At 34.0% G+C, this 22,130-nt stretch carries 19 protein-coding genes and 1 CRISPR repeat array; of the genes, 3 read left to right on the forward strand and 16 right to left on the reverse strand.

Annotated features, from left to right (window positions below; translation table 11 throughout):
* Positions 1 to 55: 55 nt before the first annotated feature.
* A complete protein-coding gene (locus ACIQ7L_RS02055) occupies positions 56 to 3,583 on the reverse strand; it encodes a DUF4020 domain-containing protein (RefSeq protein WP_400566020.1) in 3,528 nt (1,175 codons plus the stop codon).
* Between the two features lie 162 nt (positions 3,584 to 3,745).
* Between ACIQ7L_RS02055 and ACIQ7L_RS02060 the strand changes: the two genes are divergently transcribed.
* A complete protein-coding gene (locus ACIQ7L_RS02060; protein WP_373605232.1) occupies positions 3,746 to 4,174 on the forward strand; it encodes a YndM family protein in 429 nt (142 codons plus the stop codon).
* A 104-nt stretch (positions 4,175 to 4,278) separates the two neighbouring features.
* On the opposite strand, the gene ACIQ7L_RS02065 is transcribed toward ACIQ7L_RS02060, so the two are convergent.
* The gene (locus ACIQ7L_RS02065) at positions 4,279 to 4,815 is read right to left on the reverse strand and encodes a GNAT family N-acetyltransferase (protein ID WP_400566022.1); all 537 of its coding nucleotides are present in this window, start codon (positions 4,813 to 4,815) and stop codon (positions 4,279 to 4,281) included.
* A gap of 133 nt (positions 4,816 to 4,948) precedes the next feature.
* Positions 4,949 to 5,506: an isochorismatase family protein gene (locus ACIQ7L_RS02070; protein ID WP_400566023.1), complete on the reverse strand. Its 558-nt coding sequence runs from the start codon at positions 5,504 to 5,506 to the stop codon at positions 4,949 to 4,951.
* 1,173 nt (positions 5,507 to 6,679) lie between these two features.
* Between ACIQ7L_RS02070 and ACIQ7L_RS02075 the strand changes: the two genes are divergently transcribed.
* Positions 6,680 to 8,158, forward strand: a complete 1,479-nt coding sequence (locus tag ACIQ7L_RS02075; RefSeq protein ID WP_400566026.1) for an Lsa family ABC-F type ribosomal protection protein — start codon at positions 6,680 to 6,682, stop codon at positions 8,156 to 8,158.
* A gap of 505 nt (positions 8,159 to 8,663) precedes the next feature.
* Here the strand turns inward: ACIQ7L_RS02075 and ACIQ7L_RS02080 are convergent.
* The 4 genes from ACIQ7L_RS02080 to ACIQ7L_RS02095 form a co-directional block, all read right to left on the reverse strand.
* On the reverse strand, positions 8,664 to 10,217 hold the full coding sequence (locus ACIQ7L_RS02080) for an MFS transporter (protein WP_400566029.1): 1,554 nt from the start codon (positions 10,215 to 10,217) through the stop codon (positions 8,664 to 8,666).
* Between the two features lie 19 nt (positions 10,218 to 10,236).
* Positions 10,237 to 10,818, reverse strand: a complete 582-nt coding sequence (locus tag ACIQ7L_RS02085) for a TetR/AcrR family transcriptional regulator (protein WP_400566030.1) — start codon at positions 10,816 to 10,818, stop codon at positions 10,237 to 10,239.
* Between the two features lie 151 nt (positions 10,819 to 10,969).
* On the reverse strand, positions 10,970 to 11,944 hold the full coding sequence (locus ACIQ7L_RS02090) for a hypothetical protein (protein ID WP_400566032.1): 975 nt from the start codon (positions 11,942 to 11,944) through the stop codon (positions 10,970 to 10,972).
* A complete protein-coding gene (locus tag ACIQ7L_RS02095) occupies positions 11,934 to 12,509 on the reverse strand; it encodes a sigma-70 family RNA polymerase sigma factor (protein WP_400566035.1) in 576 nt (191 codons plus the stop codon). The genes ACIQ7L_RS02090 and ACIQ7L_RS02095 overlap by 11 nt, the downstream gene beginning before the upstream one ends.
* 460 nt (positions 12,510 to 12,969) lie before the next feature.
* On the opposite strand from ACIQ7L_RS02095, the gene ACIQ7L_RS02100 reads away from it, so the two are divergent.
* Positions 12,970 to 14,073 carry a lactonase family protein gene (locus ACIQ7L_RS02100; protein WP_400566038.1) on the forward strand — a complete coding sequence of 368 codons (1,104 nt, stop codon included), beginning with the start codon at positions 12,970 to 12,972 and terminating at the stop codon, positions 14,071 to 14,073.
* A gap of 311 nt (positions 14,074 to 14,384) precedes the next feature.
* Here the strand turns inward: ACIQ7L_RS02100 and ACIQ7L_RS02105 are convergent, their stop codons facing one another.
* The 9 genes from ACIQ7L_RS02105 to cas4 all read right to left on the reverse strand — a co-directional run bounded on the left by ACIQ7L_RS02105 (position 14,385) and on the right by cas4 (position 22,090).
* On the reverse strand, positions 14,385 to 14,939 hold the full coding sequence (locus ACIQ7L_RS02105; protein WP_400566041.1) for a hypothetical protein: 555 nt from the start codon (positions 14,937 to 14,939) through the stop codon (positions 14,385 to 14,387).
* A 90-nt stretch (positions 14,940 to 15,029) separates the two neighbouring features.
* Positions 15,030 to 15,755: an ABC transporter permease gene (locus ACIQ7L_RS02110; protein WP_400566042.1), complete on the reverse strand. Its 726-nt coding sequence runs from the start codon at positions 15,753 to 15,755 to the stop codon at positions 15,030 to 15,032.
* A 2-nt stretch (positions 15,756 to 15,757) separates the two neighbouring features.
* Positions 15,758 to 16,480 carry an ABC transporter ATP-binding protein gene (locus ACIQ7L_RS02115; RefSeq protein WP_400566045.1) on the reverse strand — a complete coding sequence of 241 codons (723 nt, stop codon included), beginning with the start codon at positions 16,478 to 16,480 and terminating at the stop codon, positions 15,758 to 15,760.
* Positions 16,481 to 16,951 (reverse strand): DUF3021 domain-containing protein, encoded by a 471-nt coding sequence (locus ACIQ7L_RS02120; RefSeq protein ID WP_400566047.1) that lies wholly within the window; start codon positions 16,949 to 16,951, stop codon positions 16,481 to 16,483.
* 12 nt (positions 16,952 to 16,963) lie between these two features.
* Positions 16,964 to 17,404: a LytTR family DNA-binding domain-containing protein gene (locus ACIQ7L_RS02125; protein WP_003198186.1), complete on the reverse strand. Its 441-nt coding sequence runs from the start codon at positions 17,402 to 17,404 to the stop codon at positions 16,964 to 16,966.
* Between the two features lie 297 nt (positions 17,405 to 17,701).
* On the reverse strand, positions 17,702 to 18,748 hold the full coding sequence (locus ACIQ7L_RS02130) for a DUF2332 domain-containing protein (protein ID WP_400566051.1): 1,047 nt from the start codon (positions 18,746 to 18,748) through the stop codon (positions 17,702 to 17,704).
* 235 nt (positions 18,749 to 18,983) lie between these two features.
* A CRISPR array of direct repeats spans positions 18,984 to 20,119; the repeat unit is 29 nt; unit sequence CTTTATATCCCACTACGTTCAGATAAAAT.
* A 228-nt stretch (positions 20,120 to 20,347) separates the two neighbouring features.
* On the reverse strand, positions 20,348 to 20,611 hold the full coding sequence (gene cas2 / locus ACIQ7L_RS02135) for a CRISPR-associated endonuclease Cas2 (RefSeq protein ID WP_400566054.1): 264 nt from the start codon (positions 20,609 to 20,611) through the stop codon (positions 20,348 to 20,350).
* Between the two features lie 4 nt (positions 20,612 to 20,615).
* Positions 20,616 to 21,599 carry a type I-B CRISPR-associated endonuclease Cas1b gene (cas1b, locus tag ACIQ7L_RS02140; protein WP_400566055.1) on the reverse strand — a complete coding sequence of 328 codons (984 nt, stop codon included), beginning with the start codon at positions 21,597 to 21,599 and terminating at the stop codon, positions 20,616 to 20,618.
* On the reverse strand, positions 21,599 to 22,090 hold the full coding sequence (gene cas4, locus ACIQ7L_RS02145) for a CRISPR-associated protein Cas4 (RefSeq protein ID WP_400566056.1): 492 nt from the start codon (positions 22,088 to 22,090) through the stop codon (positions 21,599 to 21,601). Before cas4 ends, cas1b begins: the two co-directional genes overlap by 1 nt.
* Positions 22,091 to 22,130: the final 40 nt, after the last annotated feature.

The raw sequence follows: 22,130 nt of genomic DNA on the forward strand, positions 1-22,130 counted from the left end.
TTTAAATATTGTCAACAGCTTTTTATTGATTTTTTAAAATTCCGCTCTTCCCCTATCATTCTTCTTGTAAATTTGCCATTACAATGCCAATACGAATCATTTCATTTTGAATAGATATGAATAAGTCATGCTCCACCTGAGAAGCTACTAATATTTCTTTTATCTGAATGATTTCACTTTCAAAAGAATACGCTTCTTGAAGGGTTTGTAGTAATACAAAAAACAATTTTGCATACGTTTGTACATGATATTCCACGCTTTCTTTCTTTTCAAGAATAATCGTAAATAACTCCTTTGTTTCCTCTTGTTTGTAGTGTTCTAACGGGAGTGGAAAACTGTTAAAAATGATATGTAATCCTTTTTCCGCGACTTCATTCATACATAAAACAAAGCGTAAAAACATGACATATTCTCTACCCGTTATTATGCTCATCTTTGGACGTTCCCTTAAAAACCTAGATAACCAAGAGTCCCAAAATTTTTGTTGTTCTCGTACACTTAATGTTTTTACATAATAACATAAATGCTCTATAAACTTGATTTTGTCATTTTCTTTTTCTTGTATAAAGATTGGGTATACCCAATCTGTTCTCTGTCCCCAATATAATACACATTTAATAAATACAAAACTTAACCACTTTAAAAATACTTGTTTTGTATGCGGATGTAGTAAATTTAAATGCGCAACTGCATATGTAATGTATCTCTTTATCTCTGTAAATAACGGCAAATTAATTTGTGTATAACATAGTCCTGCCCACGCATACTTTATGGCTTCATTTTCTTTTTTCAAATCGAGATAAGGTAAAAGGTATTTTCTACACCACTGTTTCTCAATATGATACAAAAATGTTACATCAGCAGTTAATCGCGCAAACATAAAATTGGTACACTCAGATGCTCTTTGCACCTGCTCTTCAAATAAAAATAAGTACTCATATATATTTCGGTCATATAAGTGATCATACGCGAGCAACTTTAATAATACCGACGTCATTTTCCCTACTGGGTGCTGAATAGACGCATTATAAAAATCCTGTTCTCCTACCTTGAAATTGGCAGCCCTCTTCATGACTTGAGGAAATAAAGAAAAAGCAAAACGTTTCACAGCTCGTATACTATTCTCCTCAAATTCTTCTAACCGATTACTAATTTCATATAGAAAACTACTAATTAACCACTGAAAAGCTGTGTTGCGAACAAACTGTTGCAACAGTGGAATTATTTTTTGTATTTGCTGATTTGTCAGCTTCCGACTATTTCTCCATTCCCGAATACAAACGAACCAAACCTCATTACTTACCTGTGGCTCTCCTACTAGTTGATATGCAAGCGAAATACTCCAATCCGTATTCGATTTACACGCTTTTGATAACATTTCTAAAAAATGACGCTGTTCAAAAATACCGTCATTTGAAAATAACATAACTTGCTTCTTTATCTCATGCTCTTTCAACCGTAATAACCCATCCGCTGTTACGTTACATATAATACTTTGCGCAAACACTTCTTCTTTTTTCTCACTGTATCGATCTAAAGAAAAATGAGGATGCTTTTGTTTCATGATGTTATACGCTTCTACTGTACAATTACTATTTGAATCACATGTATACAGTAAGTCTAATACAAGACAAGCATCGAATGCTCTTTCTTTTATAAGCTGCTTCATCACCTTTTGGAGTACTTCTTGCTTTGTTTCTTCTAGAGCAACTGGATAATGTTTCTTTAAAAATTGAAACGCTTCATGTTTATATGTAAAGTCTAAAAGTAATCGTTGATTTAGTAACCATTTTAATTTTTCATCAGCAGTTACAAATCTATTCTTACTCATTGCTTCAATCGCAATTCGCTTTTGTACTATACTATCTGCCCCGATCATTTGAGCGATATAATACGAAGCCTTTTCCTTGTTATTTTCACATAAATAGGTAAGACACTCTTTTACAATCCGAATTAACAATGTGAAGTCCTTTGGCTGTAAATCATGCTCTGAAAATGCCATCGTATTATAAAGAACACCGTCTCTTTTTTGTAATGCCGCTTGTTTTAACGATAGCATCTGAATTTTTTCTAATCCCATGACCATAATAGGGCCTGCAAAATACGAAATATGTGGTTTCATTTTTTCATCCCAAATTCGCTGCACATGTGAAAATACAGGAACCGACAAACGACTTGATTCTTCTAATTCAATTGAATCTTGCATGTCATTTTCCCATCTTCTCACACGTTTAAGTTTAATTTTCCCGTCCAAAATAAATGTCAATAATAATATGCTGATTTCTTTATGCTCTGGAAAAGAACATTTATATAACAAATAGGAAATTTTCTCTATGGAATGACTATTATTTTCAGCTGTTTCTAATAAAAGCAACGTCCATTTTGTAAATAATAAAGGTTCCATTGGCCTATTCATTTCTTTTAAATATGTACATATCGTTTGCCATAACAACGGAGATATTTTGGAATGATTTTTAAAAATAAGCTGGAATAGTTCTTTTTGATGACTGAAAAGAAAATGCTCAACAAGCCACTCAGCAAGCAATTCATCTGCTTCATCATAACGAGAGCTGATCAAAAATAAATTTTGAAGTTTCCCCTCTGCCTCAAGCCATTCAACCCACTCATAATCTCGAGCAAATTCTAAAAAATACCTAAGCGTTTCAATCTTTTTGGTCGATTGCTTTATATACGATAGTTGTTCTTGTTCAAGCGATGGCGGGACTGTCACAATATCACGAATCCGCATTCTTTTTGTAATATAATTATCCCCCATTAATTCAGCCCAGCGTTTCACCGCTTTAACAAGCGCCTGATGATTATTTGCTTTATTCGGGTAAACAATCGGACTTACCCCTAAATGTTCCCAATGATAGGTATTGTCACCTTGTGCGACAAAAGCATAGCGCCTTGTACTCGGCGGCAAACCTGTTGCCAAATACTTCATTACTGGATCATTATGGCTGTATCCAATGAACAAAACTGTATAATTTGAAAATAAATCAACTAAAAATCTTCTTGCCCACCCCTCTGTCAAGTAAGCTCTTCCAAAGTCACCATCAGTTAATATTAAATTCTCTTTTTCCTGTTCAATATTTCCATGTATATACGCTAAACCTTTAAACGATCTTCCTGTCGGCAAAGCAGGTGCATAATAAATATTAAAACTCCGTTTCATTTCTTGAATTACAGTTGTAAAATGCTGATCAAAATTTGTTGTTACAATACGAACATCAGTATCCTCTGAAAAAAGTCGCAAAATTGCATAATGTAATGGATTGGGCTTCGATTCTTTCACATTTACAAGATCTTTTGCAGCTTGATGTACATCTTTCGTCCTTGCAATTTTCCCAAGATAATAATCATGCGGTTCTGTTATTTCACGCTTTTCGACATATAAAGCCTCAGCAATTTCATCAACTAAATCATCGAAGTTTGGTAAGTTTGATTTCCCTTTCATAGAAACTCCTGCTCCAACAAATAATACAAGTTTTCCTTGCTCAAGATTATCAAATAGTTCTTCTGGAATTTCTACTTCTGAAGTAATCCACATCTGGATTCCCTCCTTACCTAAAAATGTCATATACTCTCATTTTACTATAACATTTTTTGTTTATATTTTTAATATTCCAGCAAATGATCCAACATGAAAAACTTTTTAAGCCAACAAAACAATATGAAGTGTATGAACTTCTCATTTTATAGGAAAACTATGTAGAGACGGGAGGTGTACACGTTGAGTAATATGGCTGTAGTGCTTATCAAATTTATATCGTGTATCATTGCTTTTGCTTTTGGACTTGCTTTATTTTTTCCTGCCACACTTCTTCAAATCATTTCCTTTAGTCTATTTGTAACGATTGTATCTTACATGTTTGTTGATAAAATTATTTTAGAGCGCATTGGCAACTCAGCTGCCATTATGAGTGATTTCTTGTTAACCTATTTAAGCGTGTGGATTTTTGGCAATATTTTATTGGACAATTACATCCAAATTGCGTGGGGAAGTATTCTTTCCGCTATTGTCTTTACAGTATCTGAAGTATTTGTTCATCGTTTTTCTCATCCGCATGAGCGATATAAAAACGAAAGAATTAATATGAATGGCCGATTCGCATATGGAACTGAATTCGCTGAAGAGCAGAACATATTAGATAAGGATAAGAAAAAATAAGAAAAAAGACGTCATTGTATCTATAATGACGTCCTTTTTCATCACACATGGCTCCCTTTTGCATATCTAACACAAGCAACGCTTTCATTCGTTTCACCTGTCCTTTATATGTTATATTCCATCATCCAGCAATCTTCTAATTTCCCTTCATGCAGCTCATGTTCCTTTAATTTTTTCACCTTTTTAAATCCGCACTTTTCATAACAGCGAATGGCACGTTCATTAGCTACTCTTGGGTCCATCGCTATTGCTTCAGCACCTAATTCATCGATGATATATGTAACCATAGCTTGTACAAGTTCTGTTCCAATTCCCCCATTCCAATATATTGGTTCTCCAATAAACTGGTCCATCCCCCATACATTTTGGTTTTCCCTATACCCATATAACTCTTTCCATTCTGAATCTATCGGGTACATTTGAATATAACCAATCGGTTCTCCAGCGTATTCTACTAAACATCTTTTCTCGTCACTCTTTGAGTTATAAGTAAAATGAGTACGAACTTTTTCTGGAGATTGTGGTTTATCTCGCCCTTCGTAATACTGTAAAACCTCTGAATTGGTTAACCATTTTGAAATGATATTTGCATCATCTTCTAGTACATATCTAATAGATAATTCCCCTTTTTGAAATAACATATTCTGCCTCCCTCATCGCATTATAATATTCTAGATTCATTGAGTTAACTCCTCTGATTAGATCGCAAATACAATTTAGAGAACATACATTATACCTTTAAAAATGGATGATTGATGATACAAGTATGAATAATCAATCCGCTAAAAACTGTTCAGTAGTTCTTAACTTCCCTATTCGAGGGAAAATGTAATTACAGGAGGCATCATGCTCCTCTTTAGTCAACGCCTTCATCGCATCCGTAATAAATATTTGATGGTAGCCAAGTTGAAAAGCTTCCCTTGCCGTACTTTCTACTCCTATGTTAGTAGAAATACCACCTAGCACAATCGTATCAATCCCTCTACGTCTAAGCTGAAGATCTAAATCGGTACCGAAAAAAGCTCCCCACTGACGCTTTGTAACAACATAATCACGAGAACCTACTTCAAGCTCAGGTACGAATTCAGCCCAATCAACAGGCGGTTTAGCCGAAACATTAGTTACTTGATCTATTGATGGCTTTAATTGGTCTTTTCCATCAAGAAAATCTACATTAACAAAAGCAATAAATCCTTCCTTTTGACGAAAATATTTAACTAACTGAGCAGCCTTATCTACAACAACTTGCCCATTTGCCATGTTCACAATCCCTTTTTGTAAATCAATAAGAACTAAAGCCGTCTTACGAAAATCAATGTTAAGTGCGTTCATCACATTTCCTCCTTTTATTATCAGTTCATTACTGCTTTTGCTGTTCTACTTTCTTTCCGTTCATAATTTTAACAAAGGTGACACTGCGGAAGGTTCGAAAGATTTAATGCCTTGATACAATGGATAAACCCGTATAAATCAGACGATACCTCTCAGCTGCTCCATCCCTCCAGGAGTTAAACTTAATAGCTCGGTTTCCTTAAATATTAGCTGTATCTTTGTTAATCATACGTTCATACAATCGCTCCAGCTACAAGCATCCATTCGCTCCCAATGGCGGAACCAACTGAAAATACGCTGATTATTGCACACTTTCATTTTGAATGCAACAATTCTACTTCTATAATCCCCTATTTATGTAGGTTCAAACATGTAATGATAGCCGCCTTAAGAATTACACTCATAATAATATTATGTAAACAAAATTTATTGATTGTTTCCTATTCACTACTGTGGTTTTGAAATAAAGTCACGATGTTGTAAGAAAGACGCGAATCTTTGAACAAAGTTGCGATGTTTATAAAAATGATGCGCTGCTTTATCTCTTTAATCGAAGATTTTTAAATGAATTGGGATTGAATTTTTTATTACATGAATTGTCCATTCAAAAAGAAAAGAATCCATTTTGATTAATGTTCTTTTTGAAAGAAATATACATTGTTGATTCTAAAGAAGTAGTTAGCAGTAATTTGAGGTGAAGATGATTGTGATATTGCATTCCATAAAAAAGAATGTTACTCTAAAAATAGAATTATGAAAGGACTGATGGATGAATAATGATTAACTAATATATATTTTAATTTGAAATTAATAACTTCAAACTACAAAATATAGGGTTAGTCTATCCATTTTTACAAATCAGTTCATACTTTATTTGTCATGATTCCAATGATTAATAAGAACTTATTAAGTATAAGTGAAATACTAATCCTTCCGATTATAAATTGGGAGGATTTTTTTATTCTCTTATAGGTAAGTTGATATTTATTAATCCGTAACTGTAACTTAACAAATAAAGGAGAGAGAAAAATGAGTAATTCAGACACTATTGTTACACATGTAATGCTCTATATAAGTCGTTAATATCCATCAAACTTATATGGAGAAATTAAAAAATTGATGGATATTCCGACTTTATATGAAAAGTGTTGATTATATAAAGGAGGAATTATTATGTCAATGATAAAAGTTCAAGACTTATCTTTTTCATACCCAGGTAGCTTTGATAATATTTTTGAAGGTGTAAACTTTCAAATAGATACGGATTGGAAACTAGGATTTATTGGTAGAAACGGACGAGGTAAAACGACATTCTTTAATTTATTATTAGGTAATTATGAGTATAGTGGGAAAATCACTTCTTCGGTGGAATTTAATTATTTCCCTTACCCAGTTTCGGATAAGAACAAGTTCACTCATGAAATCCTTGAAGAAATTTGTCCCGAAGCAGAAGATTGGGAATTTCTGCGTGAAATATCCTATTTAAATGTTGATGCCGAGGCCATGTATCGGCCATTTAAAACATTATCAAATGGAGAACAAACAAAGGTGTTGCTTGCTGCACTGTTTTTGAATGAGGGTCAATTTCTATTAATTGATGAGCCAACAAATCATCTAGACACTGATGCACGAAAGATGGTCTCTGATTATCTAAGAAAGAAAAAAGGGTTTATTTTGATTTCACATGACAGAATCTTTTTAGATGGATGCGTTGACCATATATTATCTATAAATAGAGCAAATATTGAAGTTCAAAGTGGTAACTATTCTTCTTGGAAGTTAAATTTTGATAGACAGCAGGAACACGAAGAGGCTACAAATGAACGTCTACAAAAAGACATAGGGAGATTAAAACAGTCTTCAAAGCGTTCAGCAAGTTGGTCTCATCAAGTGGAAGCTTCCAAAAATGGAACAAGGAATTCAGGATCTAAGTTAGATAAGGGTTTTGTAGGACATAAAGCGGCCAAGATGATGAAGAAAGCGAAGAACCTTGAATCAAGGCAACAAAAAGCTATTGAAGAAAAGTCAAAATTACTAAAAAATGTGGAGAAAACTGAGTCGTTAAAATTAGAACAATTGAAATTTCAGTCAAATGAATTGGTTGTTTTGGCTGATGTGTCTGTTAAGTATGATGACCAAATAGTAAATGAACCAATTAGTTTCATAGTTGAACAAGGGGACCGAATTGTACTTGATGGAAAGAATGGAAGCGGGAAAAGTAGTATCCTAAAACTAATCCTAGGACATCCAATACAGCATACAGGCTCAGTTAATTTAGGTTCAGGACTCATCATTTCCTATGTCCAACAAGATACTTCTCATTTGAAGGGATCGTTATCGGACTTTATTGAAGAGCACGAAATTGATGAGACGTTATTTAAATCCATCCTACGTAAGATGGATTTTGACCGAATTCAATTTGAGAAAGATATATCTCATTATTCTGGTGGACAAAAGAAAAAGCTGCTTATCGCTAAAAGTTTATGTGAAAAAGCTCATTTATATATATGGGATGAACCATTAAATTTTATTGATATTTATTCGCGTATGCAGATTGAAGAGCTTATTCAACAATTTAATCCAACAATGATTATTGTTGAGCATGATAAGGCATTTCAACAAACAGTTGTAACAAAAACTATATCTATATAGTTCAAAGTGAATGATTGAAGATATAATCAGTAAATCAAGTCATTAAACTATAGGGCGCTTTAATGGAGTGATGAAAAAAGCCTAATTTCTCCACAATAAATTGAGAAATTAGGCTTTTTAATAGAAAAAGTAGGATACATATTAACAGAATGCACTCATAAATGGGAATATGATATAAGACCATAAGGTTTTCCTACTATTAAAGAAGATGTTTAGGTTTGAATGATACAGGATTAGTTGTGTAATATTACCAATTGTGAATATAAAATAAAGTCACTACTTGGTTTATCTAGAGGTTAATCAATTAATCCCTAATAATTACATGTATTGTAGTTGAACAAGCAATACAATACATGATTAAACTTATTTATAAAAAAATAATTCGTTAGAATATTTTAAGAGCAAGTTTTAATCAATCCTTTTCAAAACACGCTCTTTCTTTTTGTTCTTTTATCAAGGTCATTTGCATTAATTTGAACAAACTTTATTCTAAAACAACAACTACTTAACATAAGGATCTTACTTTATTCTCCCTCTTTCTATTCATATATATTTCTACTACATTACAAATAAGTGCCAAAAGAAAAATAAATGACCCTATTAAAAATGTTTGATTGAAACTACGGATAACCGCATGTTTATATTTCCACTTCATTTGTTCATAAAATGCATTTCCCTCTTTTGATTCTATTATTACCCGTTCGTGCTTATCAATTGTTTGGATTGCTTGCAATAGTTTCTCTTTTTCTAAATCTGTCTGATTACTTTTTTGAACCATTGTTATGACTTGTTGATTTACTTTTTCTTTTTCATCCGATAATTGATGATTTAAAATAACGACCAATATCGCTACGCCTACAATGCTGCCTACTGTTCTTGAAATATTGGATATGCTTGATGCAATACCTGATTTTTCAATTGGCACACTTAATACTGCAGTTGTTGTAAAAGGAGCAAGCGTACATCCTGCACCGAGGCCTACAATCATAAGCCTCCAAATATAATCCCAAGTCGAAAAGTTTAACTCCATATGGCCGAATAAATACGAAGCAATTAAAAATGCAATAATACCTACACTGCCAATGACACTACTTCCACGTTTTGCAGCGATTGGTGTCATAATTGCCGTAACTATCATTGATACAATCGCTAGTGTACTAATAATCATTCCCGCCTTAAGTTCACTCATTCCTTCTACTTGAACTAAATAAAATGCAAAAATAAATAAAAAGTTCATCAACCCCATGCCTACAAAAAATAACGCAAGGTTTGAAAACGAAAACTCCTTATATGAAAATAAATATAGAGGTAACATCGGATTTTCACTTTTCTTTTCGATAAAGATAAACAATATAAAACTTATAATAGAAACACTAAAGAGAAGACTTATGCTTAGCGGACTTAAAGTCGCTTTATTTACTTGTATCAAAGCGTATACAAGTAAAAATAATGCACATGATGAAGTAACCATACCTGCCCAATCTATTTTAGAACTTGCGGTATGATCATAAGATTCTTTAATAAAAAGAAAAACGAAGATTAAGGAAAGAATACCGACTGGAACATTGATGAAAAATACCCAGTTCCAAGTTAATTTATCTGTTAAAACCCCTCCAAGTGATGGACCAATCGCTGCAGCTAACCCGCCAAAAGCCCCCATAACTCCACCTATCATACCTTGTTTTTCTTTCGGTACAAGTTCAAGTCCAAGCGGCATCGCAACAGGTACAATTATGGCTGCTGAAATTCCTTGTAACACACGAAAGGTTACTAACATATAAAAAGATGATGCTATTCCGCACATGAATGAGCTAATAGAAAATCCTAATAAACCAATAACATACAGCCTCTTGCGGCCAAATTGATCCGCAAGACGAGCTGCTATTAATAAACAGGTCACAAAAGCAACATTATATCCATTTGCAATCCAAGAAATCGTATCAATTGAAGTATGAAATGTCTTTGTCATTTCTGGTAATGCAATATTTACAATATTCGAGTCTAAAATTGCCATGAAAAACCCTGTAACTAGTGCAATTAACGCAAATAGTTTCCCCATATTTTCCATTTCCTCTCTATTAATTTTTGTTAAATGAAATCCCATTCATAAATAGATTTACGCACGCTTCTATATACTCTTCTAATTGAATATCCTCTTCCGTTATACTGACATTCATAATATATAAGAATAATTGTCCATAAAACATATTCGCTATTAAGCGATAGTTACATGGAATAATGTGCCCCTTCTCCCCAAGTTGCTGCAAATATGTTTCTAAATGGTCAACTAAATGTGAATTTAATTCATGAAGTAATCGTTTCATTTCACTATTTTGTCTAGATTCTAATAATGCTGCCCAAATATAATTTAACTTCGGTAAGTTTACCTGGATATATGTTTCTGCAATCTTTGTAAGGTCCTTATTTAAATCGCCTGTAAACTGCTCTTCTATTTCCTCTAACAACGCAACTGGTGTCGTTCGCAAAATAATACTTTCTCGAAATAAATTTTCCTTATTTTTAAAATTGCGGAAAATAGTTAACTCGCTTACCCCCGCTTTTTCTGCAACTTCACGAATTGTCGTTGCCGTATACCCCTTTTCACCAAATAATAAAGTCGCTGCTTCCATAACTTTTTCTCTCGCTGTTGGCTTTCCCATTCTAATTCCCCCATCCAATATGTAAGTAAGTGATTACTAACATATTATCATAAACAAAAATGAAAGTAACTAATTACTTTCATTTTTCTATGATATATCCTGCTATATTGTATAATAAATATTGAACTTTTGAATAGCTACTTTACGCTATTTATTTCACCATTGAAAATAATACTTTTTCTAACTCTTTTTTTGGTAACTTGCTATCAGTGACAAAGATTTGATACTCATTTCTACCATCTTTTGCTGGCACAACTATTCTCATACCAATTATATCTCCAAGTTTATTTTCTCCTAATGTTACCCTACACCCATCGATCGTATAGTTTGATAATCGATTAAAAGGTCGTTCGTCAAAATCATCTAAATTCTGTTCATACGGTACCTTTTTCATTTCAAAGATTTCAGACTGTTTGATTTGCAATACATCTTCAAAACTACCACTTTTTGAACTCAATTCGCCTTTCACATAAGTCAGCGTAATGAGTGGCTGTGGTTTCCCAGTCGTAATTTCCGCTCTTGCCTCTTCTTCATATAATCTATAATTTTTAGGTAAGTAGTCTGGATATTTTATAGGAAAATTAACTAGCTCCTGTGCTTCTTTTATCGTATATTTGAATTTTCCATATATTTTTTCTTCGTAAGGTCGTAGCTCTTCATTTACTTCATCATATCTTTTCAATTCTTCTTTACTAAGCCGAGCTGTACTTCGACTTTTTCTTTCTCCATCAACTACAATTGCCTTTTTATTTAATGCTTGTGATTCTTTCCACAGCTTAGAAAATTTTTCGAACTCTTCTTTTGCGAACAGTTGATTTGCTATTTCAAATATTTCGTTGAATTCTTTGTATTCTTCTTCAACTGCACCAAATTGTTCTTTTGCCTCTTCTGGAGTGCCAATAACTTTACTAACTAAAGTAGGTCCTGCAAAAGTCCCTGTCGGTATAAGAATTGCAGCGGCTATTAATCCGACTAACAGCTTTTTCTTCATCGATCGTCCCCGCTTTTTCTTTTCTTGGTGGTATGTATTAAAAGAGGTTTTCACCATTTTTTGAAGATTACTAGATGGTTCCATCGCTTCCGCTTTCATTTGCAATTCATCTTTTAACCGCTTTTCAAAATCCATTCGCTTCGCCCCCTTGTATAGCTGGAACATTCTCCATTTCTGACCGTAAACGCTTCAATGCTGTATGTAATCGAGACTTTACTGTACCAATAGGTATATGAAGAAGTGCTGCGATTTCATCCAAGCTGTATTCATGGAAATAGCGCATAATAACGACTTCACGATGCTTATACGATAACTTTTGTACAACTTCTACTAATTCACTACGTGTTTCTTTATGTAAAATATCTTCATCCACTATGTAAGACTGATCTTGTTCGTACATTTTCTTTTTTTCAAAAATGCGAAAACGTCGCCATGATTTACGTCGCCAATCTTGTACTTGTCTAACAATTAAACCATGTAGCCAAAAACGAAAAGACCGATTCACATCATAGTTGGCTACCGATTTCCACATTTGGATATATACCTCATTCACAATATCCTCTACATCATGCTTATCTCCTACTAAAAAAACAATCGTCCTATAAACATCTTTACATGTAAATTCATAAATAATTTGAAAGGCTTGTTGATCCCCAGAGGCCATTCTCTGGAGCCATTCCTTTAATTCTATTTCATCCAATTTACGTTCCCCTCTCATGTTCTAAACAATCTTTCACACTATATTCGCTCGTTTCTCACAAAAGGTTCATTTTACACTAAAATTTATTTATTACAATAATACAAAATCATTTTTTGTATCGTCTCAACTAATTGGTCGTTTTCACACAATAACTGGTCAAAAGACGAATATATTAATTTTTTTAGATGCTCCATGAGCGCATTATTTATCTTTACAATAAAAAGGCATACGAAGACAAGCCTTCTGTGTGCTAATATTACACGCTACAGTTTGTGGAATAGAGTGAGATAAAGTATATAAATTAGAAGAAAAACAAGAGCCTATGTTATTGAACTAACGGAGCAGGTTCGTGGGATAAGTGGATGAAAATCCATCTATCTTTTAAACCAATGCGCATCATTTTTTGGAATTGAAATGGAAAAAGAACCATATAAAATTATGAAAGGAGGAGAGTCATAAAATGCAAACAATGAACGAATATTCTCGTGCGAGTACGGTTTATATGATGACCAATAATGAAGTAACGAATCAAATCATTGCCTTTTACAGGGACATGAATGGAATGCTCACCTTTGTAGGTTCCTACCCAACTTATGGCAGAGGTACTGGTACAAGGGAAGTCTCAACTGCAACTGCAAACGATGGCATCGATCCCCTTGCGTCACAAGGTTCCTTAACTTTGTCCCGTGATGGCCGTTTCCTACTTGCAGTTAACGCAGGCAGCAATAGTATCAGTAGTTTCATGATAATCGACAGCGGGGTACCTGTTCTCGTGGATATGAAGCCATCAGGAGGTGCTCAGCCCAATAGCGTAGATGTGTTTGGTAATTTTCTCTACGTTTCTAATGTAGGTAATGCCGCTAACAATTTTGCATCCAATATCACTGGGTTTCGTATAGATGATAACGGACGCCTTACTCCTATTCCCGGATCAACCCATTCTCTCAGTACTTTCAATGCTCAGCCGGCGCAGGTTCTCTTCACTCCAGATGGCAGTAAAATCGTTGTATCCGAGCTTACTTCAAACCATATCAGTGTATTCCATGTGAATAAAGATGGTACAGTTACGGGTCCAATTATTAACGATTCAAGTGGTAAGGGACCGTTCGGCTCTTGTTTTCTATCCTCAGGACTACTTTTAGTTACGGAATCCTTTTCTAGTGCGCTGTCATCATATTCAATGAGCGACAACGGGACTCTTAATGTTATCAGTGGCTCTATACTGAACGGCCAGAAGACCACTTGCTGGGTTGTAACAACGAGGAATGAAAGATTTGCTTATACCACCAACACCTTAAGTGGCACAATCACCACATATCGTATAGATTCAAGTGGAGCACTATCGGTTGTCGGGCATATTACCAGTACACCAGCAGGTACATCTACAGGTCTGCCGATAGATGCTGGTGTGAGTAAAGATGGCCGCTATTTTTACACACTGAACGGGAATCAGGGTACAGTCTCAGTATTTCATATCCAAGATGATGGTAGTCTTATTAGATTGCAGGTTGCTGCTTGGACTAACTTTCCTTATTTTGGATCGCAAGGTTTAGCTGTTCTTTAATTCTATTTGGTTCACTATATTTGGTAAAATAGAAAATATAAGATGATTTTGGGGACGATAGTTATCAAATAGACGAAGGGGTCAGAAAATACGAGATATGGAAAAGAGGGGGCTACATCATCCAGTTACTGGTGCATTTTGCAGCATTAAAACTCAAACAAAATAAACAATTAGTGCATAGTTATAAAACAAAGCTATCAATTGACAGCTTTTTCTTTTTGTACTAATAAGGCAGGTTAGTTAAAGTAAAATATTTATAGAAAGATAGTACATATGTAATAACGGAACTAACACTGCCGTTTAGGTTTGACTTAAAAATAGCTGACATCAGGATCAGCAGTACCGCTTTGTTTTTGGAATAGGAATCTTTCGAAATACGGTGATGATTGACCTTGTAATCGAAGACGTTTTTCAATTTCAATTGCAAAATGTCTTGCATCTTCTACATTTCGCCTGCTGGTAACAATGTCATGCATCAAGTTTAAAGCCATAAAATTCGCTGCTTCTTGATCACATTTAGCCGTAGCTTCACCAGCAGTTCGATCTATATATAAACTGCCATCAAACTGTGCCAATTCATCAAAAAATGGAACAGGCACTTTATAATCAACGGTTTGTGCCAAATAATCAAGATGGGGAGTCGGAAAATTATGAGGTACCGTATCAAGATGAACAATCGTACGCTTCCAAGGACCATTGTTATACCAAATGATTCTTCTAGAACTCGCTTCATTAGGTAAACCATATTTCTTGACTAACAAGTAAACAGTATTTTTTGGTTCCCCAGTCCACCTCTCCAAAACTTGATCTAAAATTGGATGAACACCAGAATGTTGACGATGATAACCGTTTAATTCATAATTCATTTAAAATCCCTCCTGACATATTATATATTGGTCATTTGTCCATAGTTACAGTGGTCAGGTTGGAAAGTAACAAACAAGAATACAATTTAGTTAGCTTTTCATTTTCCTCTTAAAGCCCGAAACAGCAATTACGAAGATAATGATCGTATAGCCCACTACCCATAATACAGGTACAACAAGATCTCCGTATTCACCAGATAAAGCAAATCGTGTAGCATCAACCGCATGAGCAAATGGCAATGCATAAGCGATTGTTTTAAACGCACCACCAATCATATCTAACTTAAACCAAGTACCACTTAACCATGTTGTGAGATTGACAAACATTGCAAAAAGTCCACCAACTTGCTTGTCTGTAAAGTACGTGCCAAGCAGTAGACCAAATCCAATATAAAGCATCGCAATAATAATGAGCAGGATTACGGCACCTAGTACATTCGCATTAAGAGATAAACCTAAGAAAAATGCTGAAATAAAGCAAATGACAATTTGAAGAATTGCAACCGGTAATAGTGGCAGAGCATATCCAATCATATAATCAGACGCAGACATAGGTGAAGCAAAAATCCGCATTAAAAACGAGCTGCTTTTATCCTTACCAATCAGCATTCCTGAAAATAACGTAATGAAAGAAAAACTGAAAACGATCACGCCTGGCGTTAAGCTTTCTATACTATAAAGGTCAAAAGGCATATTTTTCTGCATGATTGAAAAAAGACACATGATAATAATCGGAAGCACAACCCCAAAAAGAAGCGTCAGAGGATCACGTAAAATCTCCTTACGATTACGTGAAGCAAATGCTAAATATCTCATAGTCAGACCTCCTCTTCAGTTAGTATAAGGAAAATATCTTCTAAAGAAGATTGTCCCGTCTTTTCTTTTAACTCATCAATTGTTCCAAGTGCATGCAATTTACCCCCGTGCATAATGCCGACGCGATCAGCAAGTGCTTCTACTTCTTCTAGATAATGCGTCGTTAAAATAATCGTGATTTTACCCTTTAATTCAAGTAAAACCTTCCATAGATCACGTCTAGCACGAACATCAAGTCCTAGTGTTGGCTCATCTAAAAAAATGATTTTTGGATTTGAAATGAGTGCCATTGCAATACTTAGTCGACGCTGCAACCCGCCTGATAATGTTTTTGCTTTATTTTTTGCTCTCTCCGAAAGTCCAAACCTTGTCATCATTTCCGTTGCTTTTTGTTTAGCCTCTTGTTTATTGCTGCCATAGATACTCGCAATGAGTTCTAAATTTTCTTGTACAGAAAGATTCGGGGCTACCGCAGTTTCTTGTGGTGAAATGTTTATTTTTTGTTTTACTGCCGTAGTTTTTTTGACAATACTATCTCCTAACATTATTGCATCGCCACTTGTAGGTGTAAGCAAACAACTAAGCATTTTGATCGTTGTTGTTTTCCCGGCAGCATTTTGCCCTAGAAGTGCAAAAAATTCGCCTCTTTCAATTGTCATTGAAAGATTGTCGACAACTGTGTGCTCTTTAAATTTTTTCGTTAGACTTTTTATAGCAATGTTCATTTATTCATCACCTCTTCCTTCTAATTTTTTTGATTGAATCGCAGCATTAATTTGTTTAATATCATTCTTTGAAATCATGTATTGAATAGCCCATGTGACAACATACGTACCTAAGAAACTAATAAAAAAAATCAATGTGCTTACGAACGTTTTTGGCATCCAAAGTATCATCACAATTGGTCCCCATACTAGTGCTGTTACGCAAAAATGAACGATGTACTGTTTCATTAGACTCCACTTCACTATGTCAAAAATAAGGGCACTTGTAGCAAATGTAACGCCAATAATCCCTGTTAACATTATTTGTACGATGACAGCAGTCATCTCACTAACAAAGAAAGAGCGAAAATGATCTACAACTGGCATATATTCTCCTTGGCCTAATTTAAGCGAAATAAGGATTTGTACAATTTGTCCAATAATCACGCCGATGACAAAACCACCAACAACTCGACTAAATAAATTTTTCACGTTGCTTTCACCTCATATTCCAAACAGTTTCTTAATTTTTGAAACATAGCGTCGAGAAGCATATGTTTTGATATTCCCTGTTAATGACACGCCAATTGTTCCTGTCATACTAATATCCATATTCGTAATCATTTTGATGTTAACAATCTCTGAATTGGAAATACGAACGAAAAATTGACTATTTAGTTTCTCTTCCAGTTCATATAACCTGGAGCGAACGGTATAGATACCAGCAGCAGTTTGGAGAAATACCTTCTGTTTCTCTGTATAAATCCTGACGATATCTTTACATTCAACAATTTCAACACCTCTTTCTGAAAATACAGCTAATGAATCCATATGTGTTTCCGAAAGTCGCTTCATAATATCTGATATCTCATCTGTCATTTTATCCGTTAGAATAATAATTTTCGGTTCTTTATAAGATGGATCAATCGACACTTCAAATTTCACTTCACCACATCCCTTTCACTCGCTCTAAATATAAAAGCTATTTAAGTTACTGTAAATAAAATTTCGATAATCGGTCGTTTTCACACAATAACTGGTCAAAAGACGAATATAATAATTTTTTAGATGCTCCATGAACGCATTTTATCTTTACAATAAAAAGGCACACGAAGACAAGTCTTCTGTGTGCTAATTCAACATATGTAATTATAAATAAAAATGATTTTTATTTATTTTTCTATATAGTACATTCTTTTTTAGTACTGCAGAAATTTTATTATCATCATATACAAGTGAACTCTAACAAAGCGATTTATCTTCCAATCTCCAGCTAAACCACCGTGCGTGTCCATCTGTTTCACCAACAGTTTCACAATATTCTTTCCCATGAATAAAATAATCAAGATGAAGATCCCTATCCCACATATTGTTGTACAGATGAAATATATCTTGTCTTGCACCAATTTCTTTAATCTGATCCACTAGTTTATGCTTTATATTCTCTGGTATTTGATTCGCTACATGTGTATGGAAAACACAAATTACCGCATCCTCTGGAAGTTGCTCTGCAATTTCTGAAAGAAGAGACACCCCATCCCCTTCTATTAACTTCACAAATTGTTCTTTTAAACACGCTGCTGCATTGTCAAACATTTCAAGTCTTTCTTTATGCTCAGGCCAAATGAGCGAACGTAACCATACATAGTCTTCCTCATTATTTAAATCATTGATATGTAAATCCAGTCCAATCCTTTCTACGACAGGCGGACTCTGTTGTAAGAAAAATGGCTGATTATCTCCTTTTATTTCTGATTTCAAATGAACGTTTGAATGTATATTTCCATATACCTCTCCTGTTCCATACGAATAGCTATATTGATCCCAGAACAATTGTAGACCAGCACTTGTCCCAATCTCAATTAAAGCTAAAGGTTTCTGAACTTTATTAAAGATATAACAAAAACTCGGATATAAATACGTACATCGTCTTACTTCATTTGTTTGTACTAATTTGGTTTTTAAGATAGAGATAATTTCTTCTCTATGAAGCTGGCAAAAGTCTTTAAACTGCTGGAAAGCTTTCTCCAAATTCTTTTCGGGGTTTGCAACAAGACTTCCATAATATTTTTTTAAAACATGATCGTTCCCTTGTAATAATAAATAATGAACCGCACCTAGTAACAAATTAGGAACTGGCTGACCAGGCTGTGTGTGTGAAGCTAATGCAATTAGTTCATCATCTTCTGAAATTTTTAATGATAAATGCTCGTATAAATCGCTTGATCCTTTACATTCTTTTACGGAAAAATTTCTGAATAAGTTTGAGATTTGTTCTGGTGTAAGCAAGTCGATTCCCTCCCATTATACAACTTAATATCCAGAATAATCTTAACATAAATATAATTATCAGGAATACAGCAAGATTGTGATTATTAACGGGATTTTCTTGATGTTTTTCATCACACAAAATTGATATATCCTCAATCTTTCCTACCAAAAGTTTACTATATTAAATACCAAGCTAAACATAACAATATGTTTTTACGTTATTATGCTCTTCTCTTTTCTATATACACGATCAATCTTTATCCCACTTTGTTCAGATAAAATCGAGTCTTTTTGTGCTGATGAAAAGCTTAAAGGAAACTTTATATCCCACTTCGTTCAAATAAAATCCCTGCTTGCTTTGCTGCTTGTTGTGATAATTTCGACTTTATATCCCACTACGTTCAGATAAAATGGGTTAACCTTTTTAACGCTTGCGCTTGCATTACTGCTTTATATCCCACTACGTTCAGATAAAATGCATGGATGGAAGTAACAAACTATGGCTGTATTACGACTTTATATCCCACTACGTTCAGATAAAATGCAATTAGACGAACAAAGCAATAGAATGCTAAATGCCTTTATATCCCACTACGTTCAGATAAAATCATCAAGCACTTCCGCAATGTCATTGTTTGAGTCACCTTTATATCCCACTACGTTCAGATAAAATCAAGCTTTTATCGACACATGTCGCGCGGCAGGGTGGACTTTATATCCCACTACGTTCAGATAAAATCCTAACTTGGTTAATCGTCGTGTATATTGTGACTCACTTTATATCCCACTACGTTCAGATAAAATATCCATTCCCCGATGCACGTTTGAGTTTAATAGTCTCTTTATATCCCACTACGTTCAGATAAAATATCGCTCCGTTTGCAGGAGTCTCGCGTGATCCATCACTTTATATCCCACTACGTTCAGATAAAATAAAGAATACGTGTAAATCAAAAGAAAGCTTTTGCGATCTTTATATCCCACTACGTTCAGATAAAATGCAGTAGCAAGGGCTTGTTGGGCATCACCGAAAGCCCTTTATATCCCACTACGTTCAGATAAAATGCTTCCAACAAGTTGAAAAGACCCATCGGCATACACCTTTATATCCCACTACGTTCAGATAAAATAAGGGAAACCGGACAGTCATAGCAAGGGTATGGCGACTTTATATCCCACTACGTTCAGATAAAATTGCCCGCGACACTGTTCTTCGCAATGGAATCAATAACTTTATATCCCACTACGTTCAGATAAAATAGATTTGAATGAAACATTAGATGTCTTTATTGAATACTTTATATCCCACTACGTTCAGATAAAATTTCGAACTCAAATTCTTCTTCAATAGTTCCAACAGCTTTATATCCCACTACGTTCAGATAAAATCCTATATAAAAAGGACTAAAAATCCCTTTTAAATCAAGGATTCTACTGTATTATAGATTTTAAGTTTTGCAGCGAATCGATAGTCTTGTTTCAAAAGCATTTTCAAAAATGATGTTGAGCCCTTGAAAAACAAGGAGTTTACAATTTACTTCTCATAAAACGATTCGCTGCAAAATCATTACTAATAAAAAAATCTTTCCTATTATCTAATATATTACAAAATTATTTTTAAAGAAATAGCTCTTCATAGCTTTTTTCAAGACCAAATACTTTTTTCTTTATGTTACGTGGGTTACTCACTTCATATAAATAAACAGAATCCTCCGTTGATATTATAATATTGTCTAATTCTGCTAGACATTTAAGAAGTTGTGTTTTAGATACTTCTCCTTCAAATACAGAATTCTGTGTCCATGTTAAATATTGTTTTAATTTCTTACATACTTTTCCTACTCTTTTTTCTCCAACATCATAAGTAATAATTACAAACATTTCTTTACCACCACGCTTTTAAAGGTTTATACGATTCGTCACCGATCATATGTTTAATAAGCTTATAGCACTCTAAACGTATGAAATATTTATATGATGCTTTTCGTTTCAATCGACGATGCATTACTGTCTGTCCTAATTTTTCTTCCCACGCTTGTAAAAACTTTTTGCGGCCTTGTTCATTTAATAAGACCATTTCATCAATTTGCTCAAAATGTTTTAGGCTAATCATTTTCTTATTAACAAGTGTAAATATTAATGGATCTACAATGAGCGGTTTGAAAATTTCTGCTATATCGAGACTTAATGAATAACGTTTTGATGATGGTTCATGCAAATAACTAATTGTTGGATTTAATTGCGTTTTATAAATCTCAGATAAGACCGTTGTATAACATAGACTATTACCAAATGAAATCAGCGCATTAATCTCATCCTGAGGTGGTTGTTTAGAACGCTTGTGAAACGAAAATTCAGGCGGTAAAATATAATTAAACATAGAATAATAGTGTTGTCGAATAAGCCCCTCAATGCCCATAAGTTGCTGGATTGTACTAGCTTGCGATATTTGTGGGATTAATTGTATTATATCTTCTAACATTTCAGTAGTTATCTGTTTATATCCCCTTAAAGTCCGTAACATATGGAATACCGCTGAAGACACAAATGCTTTAGCAAGTATCAATCGTTTGTCTATATCTAAATAATGAGCGCTTTGATGGACTAATGTAAAACCTGATAAATTACTTTCACGTGGTGTAAAACTACCACTATAAAAACCATAATAATTAAAAAAATGAACATGAATTTGATGCTGATTTAAAAAATTTAATAATGTCGTATTCAAGTCAACTTGCCCAAATACATATAAATTATCAATTTGTTCTATTGGTAATGATTTCTTTTTTTCCTCCTCATTAATAAAATAAAACGTATTATCTTTCCGCTTCATTCTTCCATTTGAAAAAATATAGAAATCTCTAAGCATCATTCTACCTCCCCAGAAAAGCAAAAATCATAATATGCACATGACGAACAATAGGTTTTCTTTTCAAGTTTTGGAGGCCTATCACTTAATATAATTGCTTGAATGCGTTTTTTAATATTTTCCAATTCATCTTGATTAGCTTCTGTTAAAAGAATTTCCTCCGTTCTTTTTTCTTTCGTATAACTTAATAAACCTTTCTTTATAACACCTCGTTTTTTCAATTCTGCTAAATAATAAAGCAATTGCCAACGATCGGCGTCTTTCATTTTGCTTGTTAACTTAATTTCACGAACATATTCATCTTCAATCCCATCAATCTTCCCGACTCCATCAATATCGAGTTCACGGTGTTCCATACGCTGATATGTAGAATCATGAAGGATTTTACCCTCTATCACCCTCTCACTCTCTTTTTCTAATTGAATTTGATGCACAAATAACCAGAGTTTACGATGACAAACAAAATAGTAATGAATGTAAGTTCCTTTCACCTTACCACCTCATTTAGAATTTGTTATATAACATCCCACT

The sequence above is a fragment of the Bacillus sp. NPDC094106 genome, from assembly GCF_044764345.1.
Lineage (GTDB): Bacteria > Bacillota > Bacilli > Bacillales > Bacillaceae_G > Bacillus_A.

Excerpts from the sequence above, each read along its gene's own strand:
- ACIQ7L_RS02115 (WP_400566045.1), bottom strand. The coding sequence starts at position 16,480 with ATGAACATTGCTATAAAAAGTCTAACGAAAAAATTTAAAGAGCACACA.
- ACIQ7L_RS02080 (WP_400566029.1), bottom strand. The coding sequence starts at position 10,217 with ATGGGGAAACTATTTGCGTTAATTGCACTAGTTACAGGGTTTTTCATG.
- ACIQ7L_RS02110 (WP_400566042.1), bottom strand. The coding sequence starts at position 15,755 with ATGAGATATTTAGCATTTGCTTCACGTAATCGTAAGGAGATTTTACGT.
- ACIQ7L_RS02100 (WP_400566038.1), top strand. The coding sequence starts at position 12,970 with ATGCAAACAATGAACGAATATTCTCGTGCGAGTACGGTTTATATGATG.
- cas1b (WP_400566055.1), bottom strand. The coding sequence starts at position 21,599 with ATGCTTAGAGATTTCTATATTTTTTCAAATGGAAGAATGAAGCGGAAA.
- ACIQ7L_RS02105 (WP_400566041.1), bottom strand. The coding sequence starts at position 14,939 with ATGAATTATGAATTAAACGGTTATCATCGTCAACATTCTGGTGTTCAT.
- ACIQ7L_RS02070 (WP_400566023.1), bottom strand. The coding sequence starts at position 5,506 with ATGAACGCACTTAACATTGATTTTCGTAAGACGGCTTTAGTTCTTATT.
- ACIQ7L_RS02060 (WP_373605232.1), top strand. The coding sequence starts at position 3,746 with ATGGCTGTAGTGCTTATCAAATTTATATCGTGTATCATTGCTTTTGCT.
- ACIQ7L_RS02065 (WP_400566022.1), bottom strand. The coding sequence starts at position 4,815 with ATGTTATTTCAAAAAGGGGAATTATCTATTAGATATGTACTAGAAGAT.
- cas2 (WP_400566054.1), bottom strand. The coding sequence starts at position 20,611 with ATGTTTGTAATTATTACTTATGATGTTGGAGAAAAAAGAGTAGGAAAA.
- ACIQ7L_RS02090 (WP_400566032.1), bottom strand. The coding sequence starts at position 11,944 with ATGGATTTTGAAAAGCGGTTAAAAGATGAATTGCAAATGAAAGCGGAA.
- ACIQ7L_RS02085 (WP_400566030.1), bottom strand. The coding sequence starts at position 10,818 with ATGGGAAAGCCAACAGCGAGAGAAAAAGTTATGGAAGCAGCGACTTTA.
- ACIQ7L_RS02055 (WP_400566020.1), bottom strand. The coding sequence starts at position 3,583 with ATGACATTTTTAGGTAAGGAGGGAATCCAGATGTGGATTACTTCAGAA.
- ACIQ7L_RS02075 (WP_400566026.1), top strand. The coding sequence starts at position 6,680 with ATGTCAATGATAAAAGTTCAAGACTTATCTTTTTCATACCCAGGTAGC.